The sequence below is a fragment of the Achromobacter sp. 01N37 genome (assembly GCF_056399725.1).
Genome location: NZ_JBFTRX010000001.1, coordinates 433,452 through 455,637, shown reverse-complemented (window position 1 = coordinate 455,637; position 22,186 = coordinate 433,452). Strand labels below are relative to the sequence as shown.

1 protein-coding gene (running past one end of the window) is annotated in these 22,186 nt (G+C 66.1%); it reads right to left on the bottom strand.

The genetic code is table 11. The features are described from left to right. Positions 1 to 22,186 carry the 5' portion of a DUF4347 domain-containing protein gene (locus AC1DSJ_RS01980; protein ID WP_476760262.1) on the bottom strand. The gene continues 10,073 nt to the left of window position 1, outside the view, so 22,186 of the gene's 32,259 nt are visible here — the first part of the coding sequence; the start codon lies at positions 22,184 to 22,186; the stop codon falls past the left edge of the window.

The window sequence follows — 22,186 nt, the reverse complement described above, 5'->3', positions numbered from 1 at the left end:
TGCCGTCGGCCTGGACGAGGCTCAGGGACTCGATACGGCGCCTGTAGCTGACGCCGTCAATCATGAACGTGATCTCGCTGCCAATCAGCCCATTGACGGCGCTGTTCATCCACTGGTTGTAGTCCTGCACGGAATTGCCGGACGGTATCGACCAGCCCAGCGTATTGCCGGCCAGCTGAAGCTGGTTGCTGGTGATGGTGCGCTCAACGACCGTCCAGGTGCTGCCCGGCGTTGTCGACGTCAGGTTTGCGTACAGCGACCCGGCGCCGGTGTTGATCTGGCCTTGCGGGTGGTCCAGGTTGTATTGATCAATTGCCGCGATGATGTCGGCCGAAATGTTCTGATCGTTGGCGCCCAGCGCGGGCGCTGGCGTGCCCGACCCAGGCACCACGGGACGCGTGGCGTTCTGCGTGCCGGTGACCTCGCCCCCGCCCAGCGTGCCGGCCGCATTGCCAAACACGATGTTCAGGTTGTGATGGCCGGTGCTGTCCAGGCTGGTCAGGTCGCCCACATACGGCGACTTTAGCGTGACCAGGATCGAGTCGAAACTGTTCGACCCCCACCACTGGCCGCCCGTCGGCACAATCTGGTCAATCGTCAGCTGCTGGCCGTCCACCAGGATGTAGGTGTAGGTGCGCAAGCCGGCAAGCGCGCGCTGATACAGGTCGCCCTGCGTCTGGCCCGACAGGCTGGCAAAGGCATTCAACTGGTCATTGCTCAGTTGCAGGCGCAAGGTGCTGGACCCCTGCTGCACCGTCAACGCGCCAGACGGCAACGTGAACGAAATCGGCAGGTTGGCGTTGGACTGATCCGTGGCGCCAGCCAGCGCGTACGACGGGCCGTACAGCACGCCTTGGCTGCCCGCCGTGTAACCCAGCGACGCCAGCGACACCGGGCCCGCGTTCGACGTCGGGTTGAGCGGGTCGTACACCGTGAACGTGAACTGGTAGATGTTGTTCGCACCGCTGCCTGCCACCAGGCCCAGATAGCCCAGGATTTCCTTGCGGACGTTCCCGTTCAGGCTGTCGTTGTAGGCCAGGCGCACCAGATGATGGCCATCCACCGCCGCCTTCAACGCGGCGTTGTACTGGTCCGCCGTCAGGTTCAGCGCCAGGTACTGGCCGCCTTCGGCCTGCGTGCTCAGGTACGTGCCGACGCCGCCCAGCGTGATCGTGGCGGTCTGCAACGACCGCACGCCCGACCAGTAGCTGTCGTACTGCGCCAATTGCGCGTTCAGGTCGGCCAGAATCTTGGCCGTGACGGTCGGGTACGCCTTCTCGGTGGCGGTGCGGGTATCGGCAAGCTCGCCATCCAGCAGCGAACCGCCGTTCAGCGTGATGTTGACGCTGCCCAGCTCTGCGTAGACGGACGCTTGCGGGTTTGTCCAGTTCACCGGCTTGACCAGGGTCAGGTCGGCATTCAGCACGTTCTGCGACAAGTAAATGCTCTTGTCGGCGCCGGCCGGGCCGCCCGCCAGGCCCGCCTGGGCGGCGAAACCCTGGCGCGCATTGATCGTCAGCGCCTTGGACGCCGTGCCGATGGCGCCGTAGCCCGCGTTCAATTCGATGCGGTTGCCTGACACGACGGTATCGGTGCTGCTCGTGGACGCATGGGCGAAGATGCCGTTACGCGCTTCGATGGTCACCGTGCCCGCCGACGAGTTCACTTTCTTCAGCGTCGCCCACGAGCTATTACCGCCGTCCGAGAAGTAATTCAGACGGATGTCGTTGCGTGCTTCCGCGCGGGTGTAGCCGTTGGACCCCATCACGTTGAGCGTGATCGCGCCGCCCAGCGCGATGGCGTCCACGTTGACCTGCGCGCTGGCGCCCGTGGGCATCTGCCCGTTCACATCGCGCGCCATGATGCCGACTTCGCCCTGCATCGTGATCGATGTCGGCTTCGAGGCCGACACCGCTTCGATATGCACCGTCTTGCCGTTGCCGACGATCAGGTTGCCCGCTAGCGTGATGTCGCCATTGCTGCGAATGTAGATGGCGTTGTCGGCGTTGCTGGAGCCCATGAAGCTCAGCGTGATTTCCTGGGAAGCCGGCATGTAGAAGGTGAACAGCTCTTGCTGCTTCTTCTCGACCACCTGCGTCAAGGTCGTCGTCTTGGTGCGCAGCCAGCCGCCGCCACTGGTGTGCGGGCCGTCGTTGCGCACGATGACGCCGGTGTTGAACTTGCGGTAAGCCACGCTGAAGACAGAGGTGTCCAGCGCCGTGCCACCCGAGGTTTCCAGACGGTAATGCTTGCCGTCGGGGCCTTCGATACTGCCAGCCGCGTCTTCCACCAGCGTTTGCGTGCCGCTGCCTTCGATCGTGGTGGGCAGCAGCGCGTCGTTCAGTTTGCCGCTGGCGATCAGTTGCTGTTTCAGCGCATCCGGCACGGAATTGACGCCGTCATAGGCGACGACGGTGGACACCAGCACGGGGCGCGGCGTCTCAAACACCGTGACCGGGCCGGACTTGCTGGTGTTCTTGTCCGTCAGCCAGCCCAAGGGGTCGAAGTCGCCGAACAGGTTGAATTGCTTGGTGGTGTAGACGGTGGTGGTGGTTTCGCCCGAGCTCCAGCCCATGACCCACACCATCATCTGGCCGGCCTGGGGCTTGTAGCTCAAGGTCAGAGTCTGGCCGTCCTGCAACGAGCCGGCGGTGTTGCTCAAGCCCGCCGAGCTTTGCTGGCCGTTGCCGTTGTCGTACACCCAGATCCAGGTCAAGGGATTCACTTCACCCGGCGTGGGCTGCACGGACACAAACTTGTTCCACACCGTGTGCACGACGTTGTTCGTGCCTTGCAGCTCGTACAGGTCTTTCTGGCCGCGCGCGGTGTCGATAATTTCGATCCGGCCGCGGCGGTAAGTGCTGACGTCGATGTCGCCGGTAACCAAGGCGTAGGTCGTCTGGTTGTCGATGTGCACCGACGCGTAGCCGTTGGCCACAACCAGGTTGCCATTGCCCACCGACACAATCTGGCCGGTCAGCGAAATGCTGCCGCCCGCCAGGCGGATCGGGTCCAGGATGATGGTCTGCGTGGCGTAGTCGAACCGGCCGGTGATGGCGCCGTACCGGTTCAACGACCCGTCGGCGCTGAACGACACGCCGCTGATGGCGTAGCCGTTGCCGTCTTGCAGCGCCTTGTCCTGGTCGCCGCGGAACGAGCTGTCGATCTTGATATAGGCGTCGGTCAGGCCGCTCTGGATCTTGCCGTCGATGTTCAGCGTCAGCGCCGAAATGCTGACCGCGCCCAGCGCGAAGATACGCGAATCACGCGCCGCCGAGTTGTTGTTCATGTACTGGGCGAAGGTGTCCAGCTTCATGTAGCCCCATTTCAGCAACACGTTCTGCATCGTGTCGCTGATACCGGTGCTGGTGCTGCCGCTCTTCAAGGCGTTGACGACGCTGGCCCAGCTGTCATTGAGCAGCGTGGGGTCAGCGCCGGTGTTGAACCACCCGTCGCTTTGCAGGCTGAAATTGCCCTTGGCCACAATATCCAGGCTCACCGCCTGGATCGTGCCCGACACATTGATGCTGCCCAGCGTGTTGATCACCGACACCTTGCCCAGCGGGTTGACCACCGCGCCCAGCAGGCCCAGGTCTACGGGCGCGTTCGCAATCATATTGGCCAGCGATTTGTCTCTGCTGCCATCGGGCCTGATCTCGTCCAGCATGCCGCCGAACGGGTCCGCGGCCCAGGTGTTCTTGACCTGGCTGATGTTGACTTCGGCCGTGTCGGCCCCTGACGCGCCCTTGACGGACACGTCGTTGATGTACAGATGGCCGGTCTTGAAGACCTTCAGCTGGCCATCGGAACCTGGCCGGATGATGGTGCCGTCCAGCACAACCGCGTCATACACGTTCATCAGCATCGGCGAATCGTTGACGATGTTGATCTGCGTGTTGGCGCGCGCGTCGATGCCCGCCTGATTCACGCCGCTGGTGTCCGTGGCGCTGACATAGACCGAACCGCCCGACGCGTACATGTCGGGGACTTCGACATAGAACGTGGAGAACGAATCCAGGTAGCGAAGCTGCCCATCCACCACCGTCGCCATCTGGATGCTTTGCAGCTGGCGCTGCAAGGCGGCGATGTTGGCCTGGTAACGCGCCACCGCCTGCGGGTCGGACGCGTGCTCGGTCTGCATCTTCGTCAACGTGCGGATCTGCTCGCTGATGACGTTCTGCTGGCTGGCGTAGCGCAGCGTGGGCATGCCCACGTCCAGGGTCTTCAGCACGAAGTACAGGCTGCCCACCTGGGCGGCCGCCGTGCTGCCGAAGTCCGTGCGCAGCGCGTCGTCCTTCTGGGCTTGCGTCGGGTTATTCAGGCGCAGCCAGTAGCTGTTGTTGTAGTTCTCGGTGGCCAGATTCAGGTCACGGCTGTCCAGGCTGTTGTAACGGTAGTAGTTGTTATTGCCGTCCGTAATGATCATGCCGGTCGTGACGTTGACCTTGATGTCGGCGGCGGTGAACGCCGTCAGTTCATAGTTCACGTCGATATTGACCGTACCGGCCGCGCCATCGAGGCTGGTCTTGCCCGCACCCAGCAGCTTTTCCAGAATCGCCTTCACGACGGCCGAGTTCGAATCGAACTTCACCGCACCGCCGGCCGCCTGCACGCCCAGGCCGGACAGGCCCAGTTCCTTCAGCAGCTCGGCCGGAATCACAAACAGGTTGGCCGCGTTGTTCACGCCCGCGATGATCTGCGTAGCGGAGCCCGTTGCCACCTTGCTGGACGTCGTGTCCACCACGCCATCGGCCAGATTGGCCGTGGGGTTCAGGTTCAGGCCGATGACCTGCACCGTGCCATTCACCTTGGCCTGGTCCAGCGTGGACGGGTTGGTTTCCAGGCGCACATTGCGCTGCGCTTTCAGCAGCGAACCGTTGGACGACACGCCGTCGATCAGCACCGTGTTGATCTGGCGCGCCTTCGCGCCGCTGTCCACGTCCGGAATCTGGGCAATGCCCACCAGCGTGAACGACACGTTGTCGTTAGCCAGCAGATAGCCAGTGGACAAGGGGTCGGACGCCTTGCCGCTGCCCGCCAGCGCCAGGATGCTGTCGGCCTCGATCGACGAATTGTCGATCTCGATGGCGTTGCGCACCGTCAGGTTGTTATTGCTGTCGGACTTGCTGAAGCTGGATACCGCCACCACCAGCAGGTCGCTGATGGTGGTCGTGACGCCGCGCGTGTTGGCCGCCATGACCACGTCGCCAAAGGCATTGCGCAGGAAGGCCCCGTCCACCTTGACCTTGGACAAGGCGCCGTCGGTGCTCAGGTGGTTGGTCGACAGCGTGACCGAGACCCCGGATACGCCGGTGATCTTGTTGCGCTGCGTGTAGATGATGTCGTTGGTCGTGACCAGGTCCAGCATGCCCGGCGTGCCGTAGTCGCCACGCGCGCTCACCACCGTCATACCTGCCGACGTGATGGTGTCGCCCGCCTGGCGCGAGCCGGTGATCGTAATCGTGGATTCCGGCTTGATCGTCACCGTGTGCTTGCTGACGTCGGCGCCCGCCACCTTGACGGAATAGCCGCTCAGCGTGGACGTGCCGCGCACGGTGTTGTTGCTGCGGATGTCCAGCTTGTTGCCCGTGACTTGCGCGCCGCCGCTGATGTCGATGGCCGACTTGCCGCCGACGTCCACGTCGATCTTGCCCTGGCGGCCCGCCACCAGCGCGATCGTGCCGGCGTCCATTTTCACGTCCACCGACTGCACCTGCCCCGCCGTGATGCTGAGCAAGGTGCCGTCCACGCGGGCGTTGTTGCCGATGGACACGCGCGCGTCCAGGCTCGTCGTGAGCGACGCGGAGTCAATTGACACCGTCACCCCGCCCACTTCCAGCGAACGCGCTTCGGCCAACAGGCCGGCTTCGCCGTTGCGTTCGGTGGTGGCGCCCACCGTGATGCCGACGATATCGCCCTGCACCTTGGCGTTGTCCACCGAGGCCTTCAGCGACCCGCCCAGGCGCGTTTCAGCGCTCATCACGCCCACGCCGATCACGCCGCCCGTGATCGCCTTGGAATAGGCGCGGCCGTAATAGGTGCCTTGCGCATTGATGTTGACCATGCCGGGCGCCGTGCCCAGGCCGGGCGACGTCACCGACACGCCGGTCAGCACCGCACCGTTCTTGGCTTCGGCCAGCGTCGTCGTGGCGATGTCCACCAGCGCCTTGTTGACGTTGACGGCCAGCCCCGTGGTGGCGGCCACGCCGGCCGTCTGGGTCTGGCTGAAGTCCACGCTGACCAGCGCGTTCATGTCCACCACCGGGGCGGCCACGTTGGCGCCGTCCACCGACGCTGTGGTGGTGTCGCGTGCGATGTTCTCGGCGATGCCCACGCCGACCGCCACGCCCACCATGCCGACCGCCACGCTGACTTGCGTCAGGTCGATCTGCGCGCTGACCTGAGTGTCGGCCGTGATCTCGACTTTGCCCAATGCCCCGACGTTGCCGCCGCCCGTGATCTTGGCGCTGACGTTGTTGCGGGTGTTGTTCGTGACCCGAACGCCTGCGCCCGATGCCGCGATGCCGCCGCCCACCGCGACCGATGCGGTCACGGCGTCCAGGCCCTTGAAGTCGGTCTTTTCCAGCGCCAGCACGGACACGGCGTCGTATGCGCCCACGTTCTTGCCGCTGGCGGTATTGATGTAGGCGCTGACCTGGTTCTCCGCCACGCTGTCCACCAGCGTCACGGCCAGGGCCAGGTTCAGGCCGAAGCTGCCCGGCACCGGCAACGAGGCCGCCACGGCCACGCCATACGCGCCGGACTTCAGGATGGTGCTGGTGTCTTGCGCCCGCACCGTCACGGAACCTGCGCCGCCTGTCAGGCCGGCCGTCACGTCAGACCCCTGAATATAGGCGGACGTCGTGGTGGCAAAGCGGTTCGTCACCTGCACGCCCGAGCCGGCCGCCGAGCCGCCAAAGCCCGCCACCGCGACGCTGCCGGCGAAGTTGACGCTGGTCAGCGTCTCGGTGGACGTCGCCAGCACATCCACATTGCCCTTGGTGACCGAGATGGTGCTGTTGTCGATATACGCCAGCGCGCGGTTGCTGCGGCTGACGCCGTCGCCCGCGTACGCGCCAAACGTATTGTTGGCGATCGACACGCCGATGCTGGCCGCCAGGCCCGCACCCGTTGCGCTGACCGACACCGCGCCCGTCACCGCCGAAATGGTGGACGTGTTGTCCGCCTTGACCGACACGCCCGTGCCTGCGGTGATGGTGGAACCGGTGATATAGCCGCCCACATCGTTGGCGATGATGTGCGTGCCTTCCGCGCCCGAACCGGACACGGACACGCCCGAGAACCCAGCCGCAACCGACGCCGCCACCGACACGCCATCCAGCTTGGCGGTCTCCTTGGCCGACACGGCCACTGCGTCCGACACGTTCAAGGTGGACGCCGACACGTACGACTGCACGCTCATGGCCGCCACGTTGCTCGCCACCGAGGCGCCCACGGCGAGCGACCCGCCCGTCATGGCAAACGCCAGCGATGCGCCAATGGCCTTGGCTTCCAGCGTCGTTGTGTCTTCGGCTGCGACGGACACGCGCGTCATCTGCGCGCCTGTGCCAACGCCCGAACCCACATTCAGCACCGAATTCGCCACCGACGCTTCCACCGCGCCCAGCGCCTTGTTGCTGGCCAGCGCCACGCCCACCGACAGGGCCAGGCCCTGCGACGTGCCAGAGAGGCTGGCGCCTGCGGCGGTGGCTTTCAGCGTGGACGTGTTCGTCGCCTTGACGGAAAGGCTCTCCGCCCCGCGCACGTTGGCGTCAATCTGCGTCAGGCCGTCCACCTGTGCGCGCGTCACCGCGCGCGTGGTGTTCGATGCATTGGAACCCGCCGCCGCCAGCGCGACGCCGTTGTACGCAATGCCCACCGCGCCCGCCACCACCACGGTTTCCAGCGTCTGGATCGTGTCGGCGGTGACGTTGATGGCGCCCAGGTTCGACACCTGCGTGTTGGACAGCGTGGCGCGTGCGCCCGCGTCTTGCGTGATGGTGTTCTCGGCCACCGATGCGCCGATGGCAAGCGAGCCGCCCGCCGCCGTGAAGGCCACGCTGGCGACCACCACCGTGGCCTTGATCGTGCCGCTCATGTCGGCATCAATGGTCAGTGCGTTGGCGCCGTTGCCACTGATGCGCGAGCCGTTCATCACCGCCGTCGCGGACGAACTGATCACGTTGCGCGCATCCGCGCCGCCGCCCGCCAGCGATATGCCGCCCAGGCTCACGCCCACGGCAACCGATGCCGCGACCGATACGGTATGAATGCTGGCCTTGCTGTCCGCCTTGACGGTAATGGCCGGCGCGTTGACGAAGTTCACCCCGTCAACCTTGGCCAACGCTGCGTTGCCCACGTCGTTCTGCGCCAGCGATGCGGCCACCGACAAGGACGCGGTTGCGCCCAGCGACACCGCCACCGAAATCGCCACGGCGGCAATCGTGCTGTCGATGCGCGCCACGTCCATCGCCACGACCGACACGCTGGCCGCATTCCAGGCATGCGCCTGATTCTGGTCCGTGATGCGGGCGGTGATGCCCGTCTTGATCTTATTGACGGCCCGCGCGCCTGCGCCAGCCCCCGACACCGCCAGGCTCGCGCCGTCCACGATGGGCGGCGCGTAGGCCACCGACACTGCGACTGCGCCCGCCACCACCACGGCGTCGATGCTTTGCTGCTGGTCGACGCTGCCGTCGGCCTTGAACGTGGCGTTGCTGGCGTTGACACGCACCGCGCCCGCCGTCACCGTGCTGCCGTCGATGGACGCCACGATCTCATTGACCGGACGGCCCGCGCCCAGCGCCACCACTTGGCCCGCGCTGTTGACGTCGTAACCGATGACGTTTTCGGCCATGGCCACGCCGATGGAGGCCGAAGCCGCCGCGTAATGGCTGACCGACACCGAGGCCGACATGCCCAGCACCACCGCATTGATCTGCGACAGACCCAGCGCCAGCACATCCAGCGCGCCCAGCGTGTTGCCCGCGCCAGACGTGTTGATGATGGCGTCCGCAATGCCCGCCTGCACGCTGGCCGAAATCACGTTGCGCGCCAGCGCGCCGCCGCCACCGATGGCGGCATTGGCGCTATCGCCCACCGACACCGCAACGGATGCGCCCAGCACCACCGACGTGATGTCGGCCTGTTGCGTGGCGCTGACGGTCAACGCCGCACCGCCTGTTTCCACCGCGCCGCCCTGAATGTGGGCATGCACCGTGTTGAAAACCTTGTTGACCGCCACGCTCGTGCCCACCGCAATGGCCACGCCCGCGCTGCCGGCCTGCACGCTGACCGCCCCGCCAATGGCGATGGCGGTGATGGCCGCGCTATCGCTGGCGGACACGGTCACGCCTTGGCTGCCGCCGCGCGTGCGAATGACGGAGTTGTCCACCAGCGCCTTGACGACCGTGCTGATGTCGCTGATAGCGACCGACACGCCCACGGACGCGCCCGCGCCCATGCCACCTGCCGACACCGCCACGGCCAACGCACCGGCCACGGTGACGATGCTGCCGGTGTTCTCGGCGTTGACGCGCACGTCGCCGTCCATGACGCCGCCCGCCTTCGGGTCGACATTGTGCAGCGTCGCCTCGACCGAGCCGCCGATGGTGTTGCCGCTGCCCGCACCCGCGCCGGCCCCGGCGAAGCCCTGGCCCACGGCCACCGCCGCCGCCACCCCGATTGATGCCGACACGATGCGCGAGTCATTGATTGCGTCTACGGCGATGCCGTTGGCCGAGCCGATCTGCGTGCGCAGGCTGGTGTCAGTGTCCGAAGTGCCATCAATATAGGCACGCGTGTTGTTGCGCACCGTGTTGTCGGTGGCCGATACACCGGCCGCAATGCCCGCGCCGCTGCCCGGCGACACCGCCACGCCCAAGCCGCCCGCTACCGCCAGCACATAGCCGTCGTCACGCGCCTGCACCGCCACGCCCGGCGCGCCGCCCGAGGACAAGGCCTCGACCAGACGCGCGTTGCGGATGCCGGCTTCCGTTTTGCTGTTGACGCGGTTGATCGACACCGCGCCGCCCACCGACACCGCCGCTGTGCCGACGGCCACGCTGCCGGCCACCGTCACGTTGTGGATCTGGCCGGTAAACAGCGATGCCACCTGCACGTGCGCGCCGCGCACGGCGCCCTGCGTGTCGCGGATCAAGGCCGACACCGAATGCTCGCGGGCCGTGCCCGCGGGCGCACCGCCCACGTAGTTGTAAGACAGGCTGGCGCCCACCGCCACGCCCGCGCCTTGCGAGCCCAGGCCCAGCGCCACCGCGCCCGCCAAGCTGTTGATGGTGGACGCATCATTGGCTTGCACCACGATGTCACCATCCGCCATCACATCCTGGCCGCTGACGGTGTCGCCAATTTCTGCGGTGATGGTATTGGCGATCCAGTTCAATACCGCCGACCCGCCAAAGCCCACGTTGGCGCCAGAGCCACCCGCGGCGACCGCGCCGCTGACCGCCATGGCGGAAATCTGCGCGTTCAGGCCCGGCGACAAATCATCGGGCTTGGCGAAGGTGGCCTGCACCACGATGTCGCCCGCCGCCGACAGCGACGAGCGCACCGCGCCCGCATACACCGTGTCGAAAATCTGGTTCACGGCAAACGCCATGCCGGCCGCGACGCGGCCTCCCACCGACACCGACACATTGCCGGCCAGCGCCGAAATGCTGGCCATGTCGCGTGCGGCGATACGGATATCGCCCGTGGTTGCGGTGACCGCGGCGTCGCGAATCTGGGCGTGTACCGTGTTCTGGATCGTGTTGACGGCCACCGAGCCGCTGACTGCCACGCCCGCGCCACCCGCCAAGCCCACCGACACGTTGTAGATGCTGGCGCGTTCTTCGGCGCGTACCTGGACGGATTCTGCCGTGACCGTCGCCGAGGCAATGGCGGCGCGCACGTTGTTGCGCATGTCCGCCACCCCCACCGACGCGCCGATGGCCGCCGATGCGCCTTGCGTCAGCGAAATGCCCAATGCGCCCGTGGCGGTGACGATGCGGCTGGCGTCTTGCGCCGATACCGACACCGCGCCGCTGTCCGCCAGCACCTTCGTGCCGGCCGCCGCACCCGTGTTGTCGATGATGGCGGTAACGTCCGCGCGCGACAGGTTCACGCCGATGGCACCCGCGCCGCCCAGGGACTTGCCGCCCGCGCCGGCCACGGTAATGCTCAGCATGCTGTTGGTCAGGGCATGGCCCTGCGTCAGCGAACCGATGTCCAGCGAAATCAAGCCGCCGGAGGTGATGCGATCCACCGCTTTCTGCAAGCTGATGCCGCCCGCGCCAGTCTTGGCGCCCAGCTGCATGGCGATGCCGTCTTGGGCATTTTCCAGCGAGCTGGCCAGTTGGTAGCGGAACGTGCCGCCCTGCGAGGCGTTGATCACGTAGTAGCGCTGGCCGTCGACCAGGCCAGCGATGTTCGTGCCCTGGCTGCGGTAGATCACGGTGTCGCCCGTGGCCAAACCCGCGTCGGTCGCGAACGTGAAACTGTTTTCGCCCGCCACCTGCGTCTTGCCGCTGCTGGCGGACAGGGTCGCATCCGTCGGCGTGCCTTGCGTGATGCTGGTGTTCTCGGTGCCGTCGCTGCCCGTGCTGGTCGTCGTTTGCGAGGTCTGGCGCTGCAATTCCACTTGCGTGAATGCGATCATCGCGTCGGGGTTGACCGAGACCGGCTTGCTCTGCGCGTCCAGCACCTTGTTGCCGGCCGCATCCGTCAGGAAATACTCATAGCGCTTGGTGCCGGTGTTGAACTCGGCCACGTAGCCCAGCGCAGCCAGCGTCACGGCCGCGCCGTTCACGTCCTTGAAGCGCAACGTGGTGCTGTCCACCACCTCGACCACGTACACGCCGTCGTTCGCCAGGCCGGTCAGCACGCCATTGGCGCCCACGCTGACCACCACCTTGTCGCCCGTGGCCAGGCCGTGCGCCTTGGGCAAGGTCAGGCTGCCATCGGCGTTCAGCACCGCGCCCGCGGGGTTGTTCACGCTGAAGCGCTGCAAGGCGCTGCCCACCGTGGCGCCGGACAAATCGATCAGGTTGCCCTGGCCGTCGCGCAGCTGGAACGAGGTCTGATCGGCGCTCAGGTTGACCACGTAATAGGTCACACCCACCTTCAGCACGTCCTTGCCTTGAGCCAGGATGCGGTTGGCCAGCACGTCGTCGATCTGGCCGTTGCTGCCCACCGACCCGCTATACACGATGGCCGAGCCTTCCTGCACGCCCGCGAACGGCGCGTTCAGCGTCAGCGTGTTGGTGGCGGGGTTCAGCGTCACGCCCGCATCCACGCCGTGGAAGGGTTGCAGGTTGACGCTGGTGGAATTCTGCATGCGCACATGGGCAAAGTCCACGGCGCCAAGATTGCTTACGCTGGAAAATTGCAGCGCCTTGCCGCGCAAGGCGTCTTCCTGCGTGTCCGCCAGCTGAATAACGGCTTCGCCATTGGCGGCCTCGCGGCGGATCACGTAGTACACGCGATCGTTGCGCAGGCTGGAGCCATCGGCCAGCTTGATGTTGGACGCGCCCGCGCTCAGGTAAATGCCGTCGCCGGTTTGCCACCCTGAAAACTCGCCGCCCGTGCTGCCCGTCTGGCCGGGCATGCCCGCATTGCCGCTCGTGTCTTGCGTGCCGTTGATGACAGCGGCGGCGTTGCCCGTAAAGGTCAGCGTGCTGCCGCCCTGGTCCACCTTGATGTCGTTGCCGCCCACCGACAGCTGGTCGCCGCCGTTGAGTTGCGCATTGCCGCCCGCGGCCATCGGGTCCACCAGGCCGGCGAACACGTTGACGTTGCCGGCCACCGCATGCACATCGCTGCGCAGGATGGCGGCCGAGACCTTCGGGTTGGGCGTCGCGCCCGCGTTATCCGCCACGTCCACGGTCGTGACCGCCGCGCCGGAATCGGCCAGCGTGGTGTTGTTGAAGCCCAGCAGGTTGCGGTCAAAGGCGGTGTTGCCGCCCATGATGTTGACCGCCACGGCCAGGCCCACCGCCGCGCCTTGCGTGGCGATGGAACCCGCGACCGTGATGGCGTACAGCGCGGAGGCATCCGAGGCGTTGACGCGCACCGCGTCGCCCGTGAAGCCCGTCTGGCTGCCCGCCTTGATGGTGCTGCCGCTGATGCGCGCTTCGGTTGCACCGCGCATCATGTTGACGTTGACCGCGCCGGCCAACGCCAGATTCTTGGACAAGGCGCCTGCCGCGCCCACCGACACCAGCAACGGCGACGAATGCGCCGACACATCCACCTTGCCGGCCACATCCACGTCCGCGTTTTCAATCAACGCGCTGGCGCGCGAGCTGACTTCGTTGACACTGACCGATGCCCCCGCCGCCACCGAACCGCCCGCCGCCACCGCCACGCCGCCCGTCACCGCAACCAGCGTGTTGTTCTCGGTGGCCGTCACCGTCAACGCCGTGGCGTTGATGTTGCTGCGCGCCACCACCGCGCCATTGGCGTCGTAGCGCGGCAGCACATAGGCCGCCACGGCCGAGCTGACGCGGTTCACTTGTATGGAGCCCGCGCCCGCGAACTTGGCCGTGCCCATCCCCACGCCGACGCCCACCGCGCCGCCGCCCAAAGACGACGTGTCTTCGGCGCTGATCTTCACCGCGCCGTGGCCCTTGGTATCCACGGTCGAGCCCTGGATGCCCGCCGTGACCGCGTTGCCGATCTCGTTGTAGCTGATGGCGATGCCCACGCCCGCCTTCTTGCCCACCCCCGCCGCGCCGGTAATGGCCACCAGCGTGGTCTTGTCCTGCGCCGTGACGTTGATGTCGTGATTGCCGGTGGCCGCGCCGCTATGCGTGACCTTGCTGTTGATCAGATAGCTTTCAATGCGGTTGGACACCACGTTGACGGACACCGAGCCGCCTACGCCCGCGCCATCGCGCGCCATGCCCAACGCGCCGGCAAAGCCGACGACGACCTGGGTGGATTCCGCCGACACGTCAATGCGGCCCGTGTACAGCAGGTCCGTTACCTGGCGGATGCCCGCCTCGACATTGCTGGTGCTGACGTTGACCGCAATGGCCGCGCCCACGCCCGCCTTGCCGTCCGTCGTCGCCACGGCGCCCGCCACGGTGGCCAGCACGCTCAGGTCGCGCGCTTGCACCGTGATGTCGCGCGCCGATACCTTGGCCGCGTTGCTCAGCACGGCGATGTTGGCGTAGTCAGCCACACCCACGGCGGCCGAGCCGGCCACCGCCACGCCCTTCTGCCCCTTCGCCCCGGCCATGCCGGCGGCAATCGTCACCGCCACGCCGGTCCGGCGCGCAGCCAAGGCCAGATTCGCCGTGACCGCCAATTCCCCCACCGCCATCACTTCGGCGCGGGCTTCGCCGCCCAGCATGTTCATGCTGTAGGCGCCCGCGATGCCCACGTTCGACTTCGCGGTGTCCGACTGCGCCAACGCCGCCGAGCCCGACAGGGCCAGCGTGTGCGTGTTGTTCAATGCCGTGATCGACGCATCGCCGCCGATCTTGATGACCATGCCGGCCGCGTTGACGTAGGCCTGAGCAAAGTCGCTGACCATGTTGACGGCCACCGCACCCGAGATCGCCACGCCCGCCTTGGACGGCTGGCTGCTGGCCGCGCCACCTGCACCACCGCCGGTCGCCGCGCCCGCATCCTGGGTCAGTTCGCCGACCTTGCTGCTCAGTTCCTCCAGCTTGGTCGAGACATCCGTGGACGACGACCCGTCGCCCTGGCTGCCGGGCAGCTTGATGGCCGACGTGTCGGTGCCACTGCCGCCGCTGCTGCCGCCACTGCCACCGCTGCCGCCCGTGCCTGCGCCCGTGCCCGTTCCCGCACCCGCCACGGGGCTCGACACCCGCGAGCCGGCCACGGCGAAGTTGCCCACAAAGCCCTTGTTTTCTGCCCGCACCGACAGCGACGCGGCCGAGAACGAACCGGCCGGCAAGCCGGTGGGCGCGCCATCGGACACGCGCAGCGTGTCGCCGATCAGCGCCTGCGTCCAGCGGTTCACATCATTGATGGACACGCTCATGCCCACGCCCGCCGCCTGCGAACTGGCGGCGGCACCCGCAATGGTGCCGACCCACGTGGCGTCCGTCGCCTGGATGACGGCCGCGCCGCTGGCGTCCACCGTGGCGCCGCGCCCCACCTGCGCCAACGTTGTCGCGCTGGTCGAATTGACCAGCACCACGCCGTTGACAGCCAAGGTCTTCGCCTGGCCGCCCGAGGCGCCCAAGGTCACCGAGATCAATTCGTTGTCGGCGTTGACGGTCAGCTTGCCGGTGTTGATCACGGCGGTATCGCTGACCACCGCGCGCGTGTCGTGCTTTGCGGCGTTCACATACACCGACACGCCAATCGCCGAGCCTTCCTTCGAGCTGCTGCCGTAGTCAAAGCCTTGGTACTTGGGCGTCAGGAAGCCCTTGGCCAGGTCCTTGCCGTAGCTCATGCGGCTTTGGCCGTCTGCCTTGGGATCGGCCTTTTGCAACGACTTCGCCCCGCCGATGGATATCGACGGCAGGATGATGTTGCCCACCAGATTCAAGCGTTGCGAGGAATTCTCGGCGTCAACCGTGACATCCCCGGCCGCGCCGCCCGCCAGGCGCGTGTCGATCTTGCCTGCCACGTTGGCGAGCGTCTTGGTGTCTTGCACCAGCACGGTGAAGGCGCCCGACAGGGCCAGCTTCTTGCTCTTGGCGGTGGCGCTGGCCCAGCTGCTGAAGCTGGACGAAATGCCGCCCGTACTGGTCAGCGTGGCTTGCAGATTGTTCAGGAAGCTGGTGGCGGCAGCGCTAGCCACCGACATTTTGGCCGTCGTGCCATCGGCCGCGTTCCACTTGGTGTCGATGCCGTCAAACGGCGCGTACAGGTTCACCAGCCACAGCTTGTTCGGGTCGATCTGGTTCAGCGTGCTGGCCGTCGCGGCCACATCGCCGCCATTCGTGGTGATGGTGGCCAGGTTGCTGATGCTGGATTGCGTCTTGACGTCGTCAATCCCGATGATCACCGCGGCCGCCGCGCCAAAGTCGGAGCCGTCCGGCCCCGCCGCGCGTTCCGGCTGATTGGTGGTCAGGTTGTTTTTCTTGTTCAGGAAGGCCTGCTTGTCAGCGATGGCCTGGTCATCCACCCCGCTCATGACCGTGAGCTTGGTGTTGTACTGCGTCACCGCATTGACGGTGACGTCGCCGCCCGCCGTGGTGACCGTGGCGGCGTTGATGCCGTTACCGATGCGGGCGGTCGTCGTGATATTGCTCATCGACATGCCCAGCGCCGCGCCCACTTGGAACTCGGTGGACGGTTCGTCGATTTCCTTCTGGATATCCGAGTCGTACTTGGCGCGGTCCTCGAAATCTTTTTCCTGCTTGATCTGCGTGATCTTGTCGCCGAACTTGCCGCCGCGGCTATCGGATACCAGCGCGCTGAAGAAGCTCTTCACGTACTGCGTGCCGGTGCCCAGGCCGCTTAGCGCACCGCCCACCACCGGGGTAACGGTCTTGGCGATGGCGGCGTTCTTGGCTTCAAGCTGCGCCGACGACAGGTAGTCGCTGCCCGTTGCGGCACGCCCGCCCAGAATGGTCTTGACCGCAATGGCGCTGCCCGTGTCCACGGCTTTGGCTTCAACGGTGACCTTGCCCGCGTTGCGCGTCACGATCGTGCCGTCCATGAAGGCTTCGGTGGTGAGCTGGTTGTAGGCAAAGCCCACGGCCACGCCCACCTTGGCCACGCTGGCCTTGTACTTGCCGGTTTCTTTCGACGGGTCGATCTTGCCGTCCGCGCCCTTCACCGGCTGGGTGTCGTCGCTTTCGGCCATCGCGCCATTGGCGGAAATCGAAATCGTGCTCTTGTGGTTCGTGATGGCCTGAATGGTGACGTCGCCGCCCACGCCGCTGACGGTACCCGTTGTGGGGTTCGCGGTGTGCTGCAAGCCGGTTTCCAGGCGCGCGGACGCACCGATATGCACCGTGGATTCGCTCAGCACAACCGCCACGCCCACGCCGATCACGGCCGGCACGGCGCCCATATGCCCCGGCAACAGGGCAATGGACATCTCGTTGGTGACTTCAGACTTGATGGTGATGGCCTTGGAGGCAATCACCGTGCCTTGCACGTCGATGTTTGAATAGTTTTGCAGCACGCCGACCGCAATGCCGGCAATCTTGGCCACCAGCGGGCTCAGCGTAACCGTGGCCGACGACGTCGACGTGATCGTCACATCGCTGTTGGACACAAGCCGCGCCTGCGTGCCGACATTGATGGACGACTTATAAGTGATGCCCGCCCACGACGCCATGGCGCTGGCGCCGTCCAGGAACTTCATCAGCGCGTCGAACGCGGAGTTCACCCCGCCGGCCAAGGTGCCCAGGATGCCGCTCTGGTTGGCGGCGTTCTTGATCAGCGGGTCCAGATCGTAGTCTTTGCTGTCGATCTTGGTCGTCAGGCTGACGCCCGAGCCGCCCGCGTCCTTGGCCCACAACGTGGCGTTATTGATGGTGATGCGGGTTTCCAGCGTGTAGATCTGGGCGAAGCCACTGCGCCACGGGCGGTAGCGCTGCGCCGCCAATTCGACGGCGCCCGCCGCCAGCACGATGTTCGCGCCCGACGTCGCACCCACCGTGATCTTCTCGCCTTCCAGCCGCAGGGTGTGGGCATTGTCCAGCGTGATGTCAGTAAGTACCGAGAACGATTGCCCACGGATGGTGACGTTGCGGCCCGTCACGGTGAGCGCCGTGTCGACCGTGCCGTTGCCGATGTCCACCACATAGTCCAGCTTGTCGGTGTTGGCGCCCATCGTCACGCCGACAATTCCGCCGCTGGTCGAGATCAGGTTCGACAAGGCCGTGCCCGCGCCGAGCGCCATCACTTGCAGGCTGTTGCCCGACCCCGTGTTTGACGCCAGCGACACCGTGACCGTGCCTGCCGTGGTGTCGGCAGGCTGCGTCACCATGAATGAAACGTTGCTGGTGTTGCCCATCAACGTGTCGTAACCGCCACTGGTCGCCAGCGTGACGGGTTTGCTCCAGGTGGACGCATCCAGCGTGGTCGCGCCCGTGGTGTTGGTGGCGATGAGGGTGGCGTCAGAGAACGCGTTGCCGCCGAAGTTCACAATCGACGTGCTGGTGCCGCCATTGTCGTAATGCACGTTCCCGTTGCTCAGCACCGCGCCCACGCTGGTGTTGACCACCAGGTGATTGCTTGCCGCGGTTTGCGCCTGGATATTGTTGCCCGCGCCGGTGTTCAGCGCCGTCTGGCCATAGTTGACGACAAAGGTGTTGTCGCCGCCGCCCGAGCGGATGGTGGAATTCGTGCCTGCCAGCACGAACTCCGTCTGATGGCCAATCGCCAGCGCCGCGCCGGTCAGAACACCGCCGCTGGTGGAGCTGCTTTGCAGCTGCCCCGCCGCGATCAGGCCCAGCTTGTAGGCCGCATCCGACAGGCTGACGGTGGAGTTCGAGACCGTGCCGTCGGCGTTCAGCGCCGCCTGCATGCCCGGCGCCAGCGAGAACACGCCCGAGAAACCGGCCGCAATCGCGTCCTGGCTGTAAGCCACCTGCAAACGCCCTTGGGCATCCAGGCTGGCCGTCAGCGCGTACAAATAGTCCCAAGGCGTGGTCTTGTCGGTATCCGGAATCAGCTTGCCCGCGTTCGGGCCGCTGACGGCGATGCGCAAGGGCTCGCCCGCCGCGTTCACCATGACGCCCGCGCCGATGGCGTCCAGCAGGTCTTGAACCGTACGCACGCCTTCCAGGCCGACATCGACCCGCGCATTAGCGTGGTTGGGGAACACGAACGCCAGCGCCGGGCCTTCAGCCGGCGTGTAGCCAGACGTCAAATCCGCCAGATAGGTCTGCGTGGTGACGCCGGTGAAGGCGGTGGTGTCCACGGTGTTGGCCGTTGCCCCGCCCTGCACCACAAAGCGGAAGTCATTCACGTTGGTGAATGCGCTGTTGACGGTAACGCCGCCCGTGCTGATCGCGACCTGGCTATTGTTCAGCGTGACGTTCTTGCCGCCGGTGGACAGCTCGATGGTGTTCGAACCGGCCGAGCCGATCACCTGCGTGGCGTAAGCGTTGCTGATGACGAAATAGTTCGACAGGCCGGCCACGCCGTCCAGCACCGCCGTGCCGGCAAAGCGCGAGGTGTCGATCCAGTTGCCGTATTCGCCGCTGACGATGCGGGCGCTGGTGATGCCGGTGTAGGTGGAGGCGGTGGCCTGCGTTTCGCTGGCGGAACGCTTGATCCACGTCGTGCCGCCCGTTTGCTCGAACGACACGTAGCCCACGCCGCCCGTCGCGGCCATCTGCGCAACATAGCCCGCGCCGTCAGTACCCGTCAGGCCATCGGCCGCCACAACCAGCTCGGTCGTGGCGTTAGCGCCGGTGCCGCCCGTGATAGCGTAGCGGCCGCCCAGCAGCATGATCTGATGCTTGGTATTCGCGCCGGAGCCGGACTTGATGACGCCACCGGCCATCAGGCCGCTGACCAGCACCGTGTTGCCGCTGAAGGCCGACGCGTCAATCAGCGTCGAACCCAGGCCGCCGTTCAGGCGCGCGTCGCTGAAGACACCATGCAGCGTGTTCGCCAGCACTGGCGCCGCCTGGCCCGCCGCCAGCGCCGTGCCGTCCGTTTGATACGTGGCCGACAAACCCGTGTTCGTCAGCGTGAAATTCCACTCGCCGTTTTCGTCCAGCGTGTTGCTGAGCGAGCCCGCCTGCGCCCAGAGCTCGTTTGCGCCCTGGTAGCCGGTAAACGTGTTGTGGCCCAAGCCGCCCTTCAGGACGTTGGCGCCTGCGCTGCCGATCAGGGTGAGATCGCCGCGATAATTCGTGCCGTCCAGCGTGACGATGGTGCCCGCGTGCGCGGCCGTGCCGGCCGCTGCGGTGGGGTCAATGGTGCGATAGTCCTGCAAGGTCACGGCGTTCACGCCGCGCAGGGTCACCGTCGTGGCGGCTCCCGCGTCCACGGGCGTGTTCGTCAGCGTGGCCGAGGTCTTGTCGCCGCTGAGGGTGGCGTTGCTGTCCACGCCCGCGATGTATTCGGTGGCGCCGCCCGTGGCCAGGTTGCCAATCACCAGATCGTTGCCGCCGCCCCCGCTGATGCGGTTCTGGCCGCGGCTGTTGGCCACGGTAATGATGTTGTCGCCCAGGCTGCCGACGATGTCGTTGCCGTAGGTGCCGCCCGCGCCAATGACGTTGCTGATGTTCAGCACGCCGGCCATGCCGCTGGCGTCGTACAGGCCGGTGTTGCCGTCCTGGAAGTTCAGGTTGACGGTGACGTTGTCTTCATAGGCCGAGTAGTCCAGCGTGGTCTTGCCGGCCACGCCGAAGAACATCTGCACATCAAGATTGCTGACCAGCGCCGTGGCGCCATTCAGGTTGTTGACGCTGCCGTCGGCGGCCACGCCTGCGCCCAGGTACACGGAAATGCCGCCGCTGGTCTGCACGCGGGCGGTGACGTCAACGCCATATTGGGAGAGGTCCAGGGTGTTGCCGCTTTGGCCAGCCTGCTGGGTCAGGGTGAAGCCGATGGCGCCGCCTGCAACGATGTAGGTGTTGCCGCCGCCGCTGCCGCTGATGATGTCTTGCGAATTGTTGATGGTGACGGTGGTGTCGCCCACCACCGTGATCTTGTTGCCGCCCTGCGTCGAACCTTTGACTCCGCTGATCGCGCGCACATAGCCGAATCCCGTCGGCGGCGGCGGCGGAACTTCTTCGCCATTGGCGTCCGCCGTGGGGCCGGACAGGTCCACCGTGATGCCGGTGGCGTACCCGCTGTAATCCAGCAAGGTCTTGCCGTCCAGCGCCGTGCCAATCAGGTTGAAGGTCTTGCCGCCGATCTTCAGGCTTTGTGTGCCGTCGGCCGACTTGAACACCACGTTCACGGTGTGCTGCGTCCAGACGTTAGCGGCGTCCACCGTCGAATACTGAATCTGGTAGGCGTCGTCGTTGCTGATGATGGCGGTGACGTTGCCCTTGATGGCCGAGAAGTCCAGCGTGTTGTTGCTGTTCTCGTCGTCGTCGTTGCGCACCCAGACGCCGTTTTCCTGCTTCATGCCCTGACGCACTTCGATCGTCGTGACAGCAGCGGTGGAGCTGTTGTTGAAGACGAAGGTGTTGTTGCTGCCGTAGCCGATCAGGTGGTCGTTGGTGGCCACGCCCTGCAAGGTCGAGCCGCCCGATTGCAGGCCGGTGGCGCTGGCCATCACGCCGTTCCAGCTGGCGACCGTAACCGAGTTGGTGTCGATGACGCCGTTGCGGTAGTCCAGCACCCAGTCGCCGCCCAACGCGGCGCTGCCGACCGTGTGCGTCGCGGCGGCCACGTCTGCGCGCGTGATGGCGGACAAGCTGTCCACGAAGGCGATGCCGCCCTTGCCGGCGGCCACGTTGCAGCCGTACAGCAGCAGGTCGCCGTCGTCAGACAGCGCGTCGCCCCAGGCGCGCAGCTGTTCCTTGTAGGTGTCGAGCTGGCCTTCGCCCAGCGTGGCGGTGCCCAAGGTCAGCGACCCGGCGCTGCCGTGGCTCATAATCTGCACCGCAGCCAGGTCCTTGTGCTGGCCCAGAATCTGCGTGATCTGGTCCACGCCGTCGTAACGGCCGTCCAGCACGATGATCTCGGTGTCGTGCGCGCGCAGCACCTGCACTTGCGGGCCTTCGCCCGTGGGCTTGATCAGGCCGTCCAGGCCTTCGGTCTTGCCGCTGATCAAGCCGTACAGGCCTTGCACGATCTGCTCGGCGTTATCAACGGCCGGGTCCACGAAGATGATCTGGCGCACCGGCGTTTGTTCAGACTGCGTGGTGTAGCCGGCAATGTTCGCCGCCAGCGCCGACGGCTTGGCCGCGTTCGCTTCCTGCCCGGGCAGCCACGCCTTGGCGTCGCCCTGGCGCGTGGCGTTGGCCTTGGCGTACTGGTCCAGCGTCAGCATCTCGCTGTGCTGCGCCACCGCCTTGAAGGCCGCGCGTTCCACCAGATAAGGATGGGTGCCGGGCGCGGCGGGCTTTTTGCCCTGATGCGCGCCCGCTGCCGGATCGGCCGGCGCCACAACGGGCGCCTGGTCGCTGGTAGGAGGCGGCGGCGGCACAAGCAGGTCGGCCGACATGAGATAACGGCGTTCCAGCGCCTCGAAGAGTGGCCGCCTGCGGAACAAGGATTGCTGCACCTCGCGAGAGGAACGGCCGGTCCACAGTTTGCGCGCCAGTTTCTTCATGCTCAT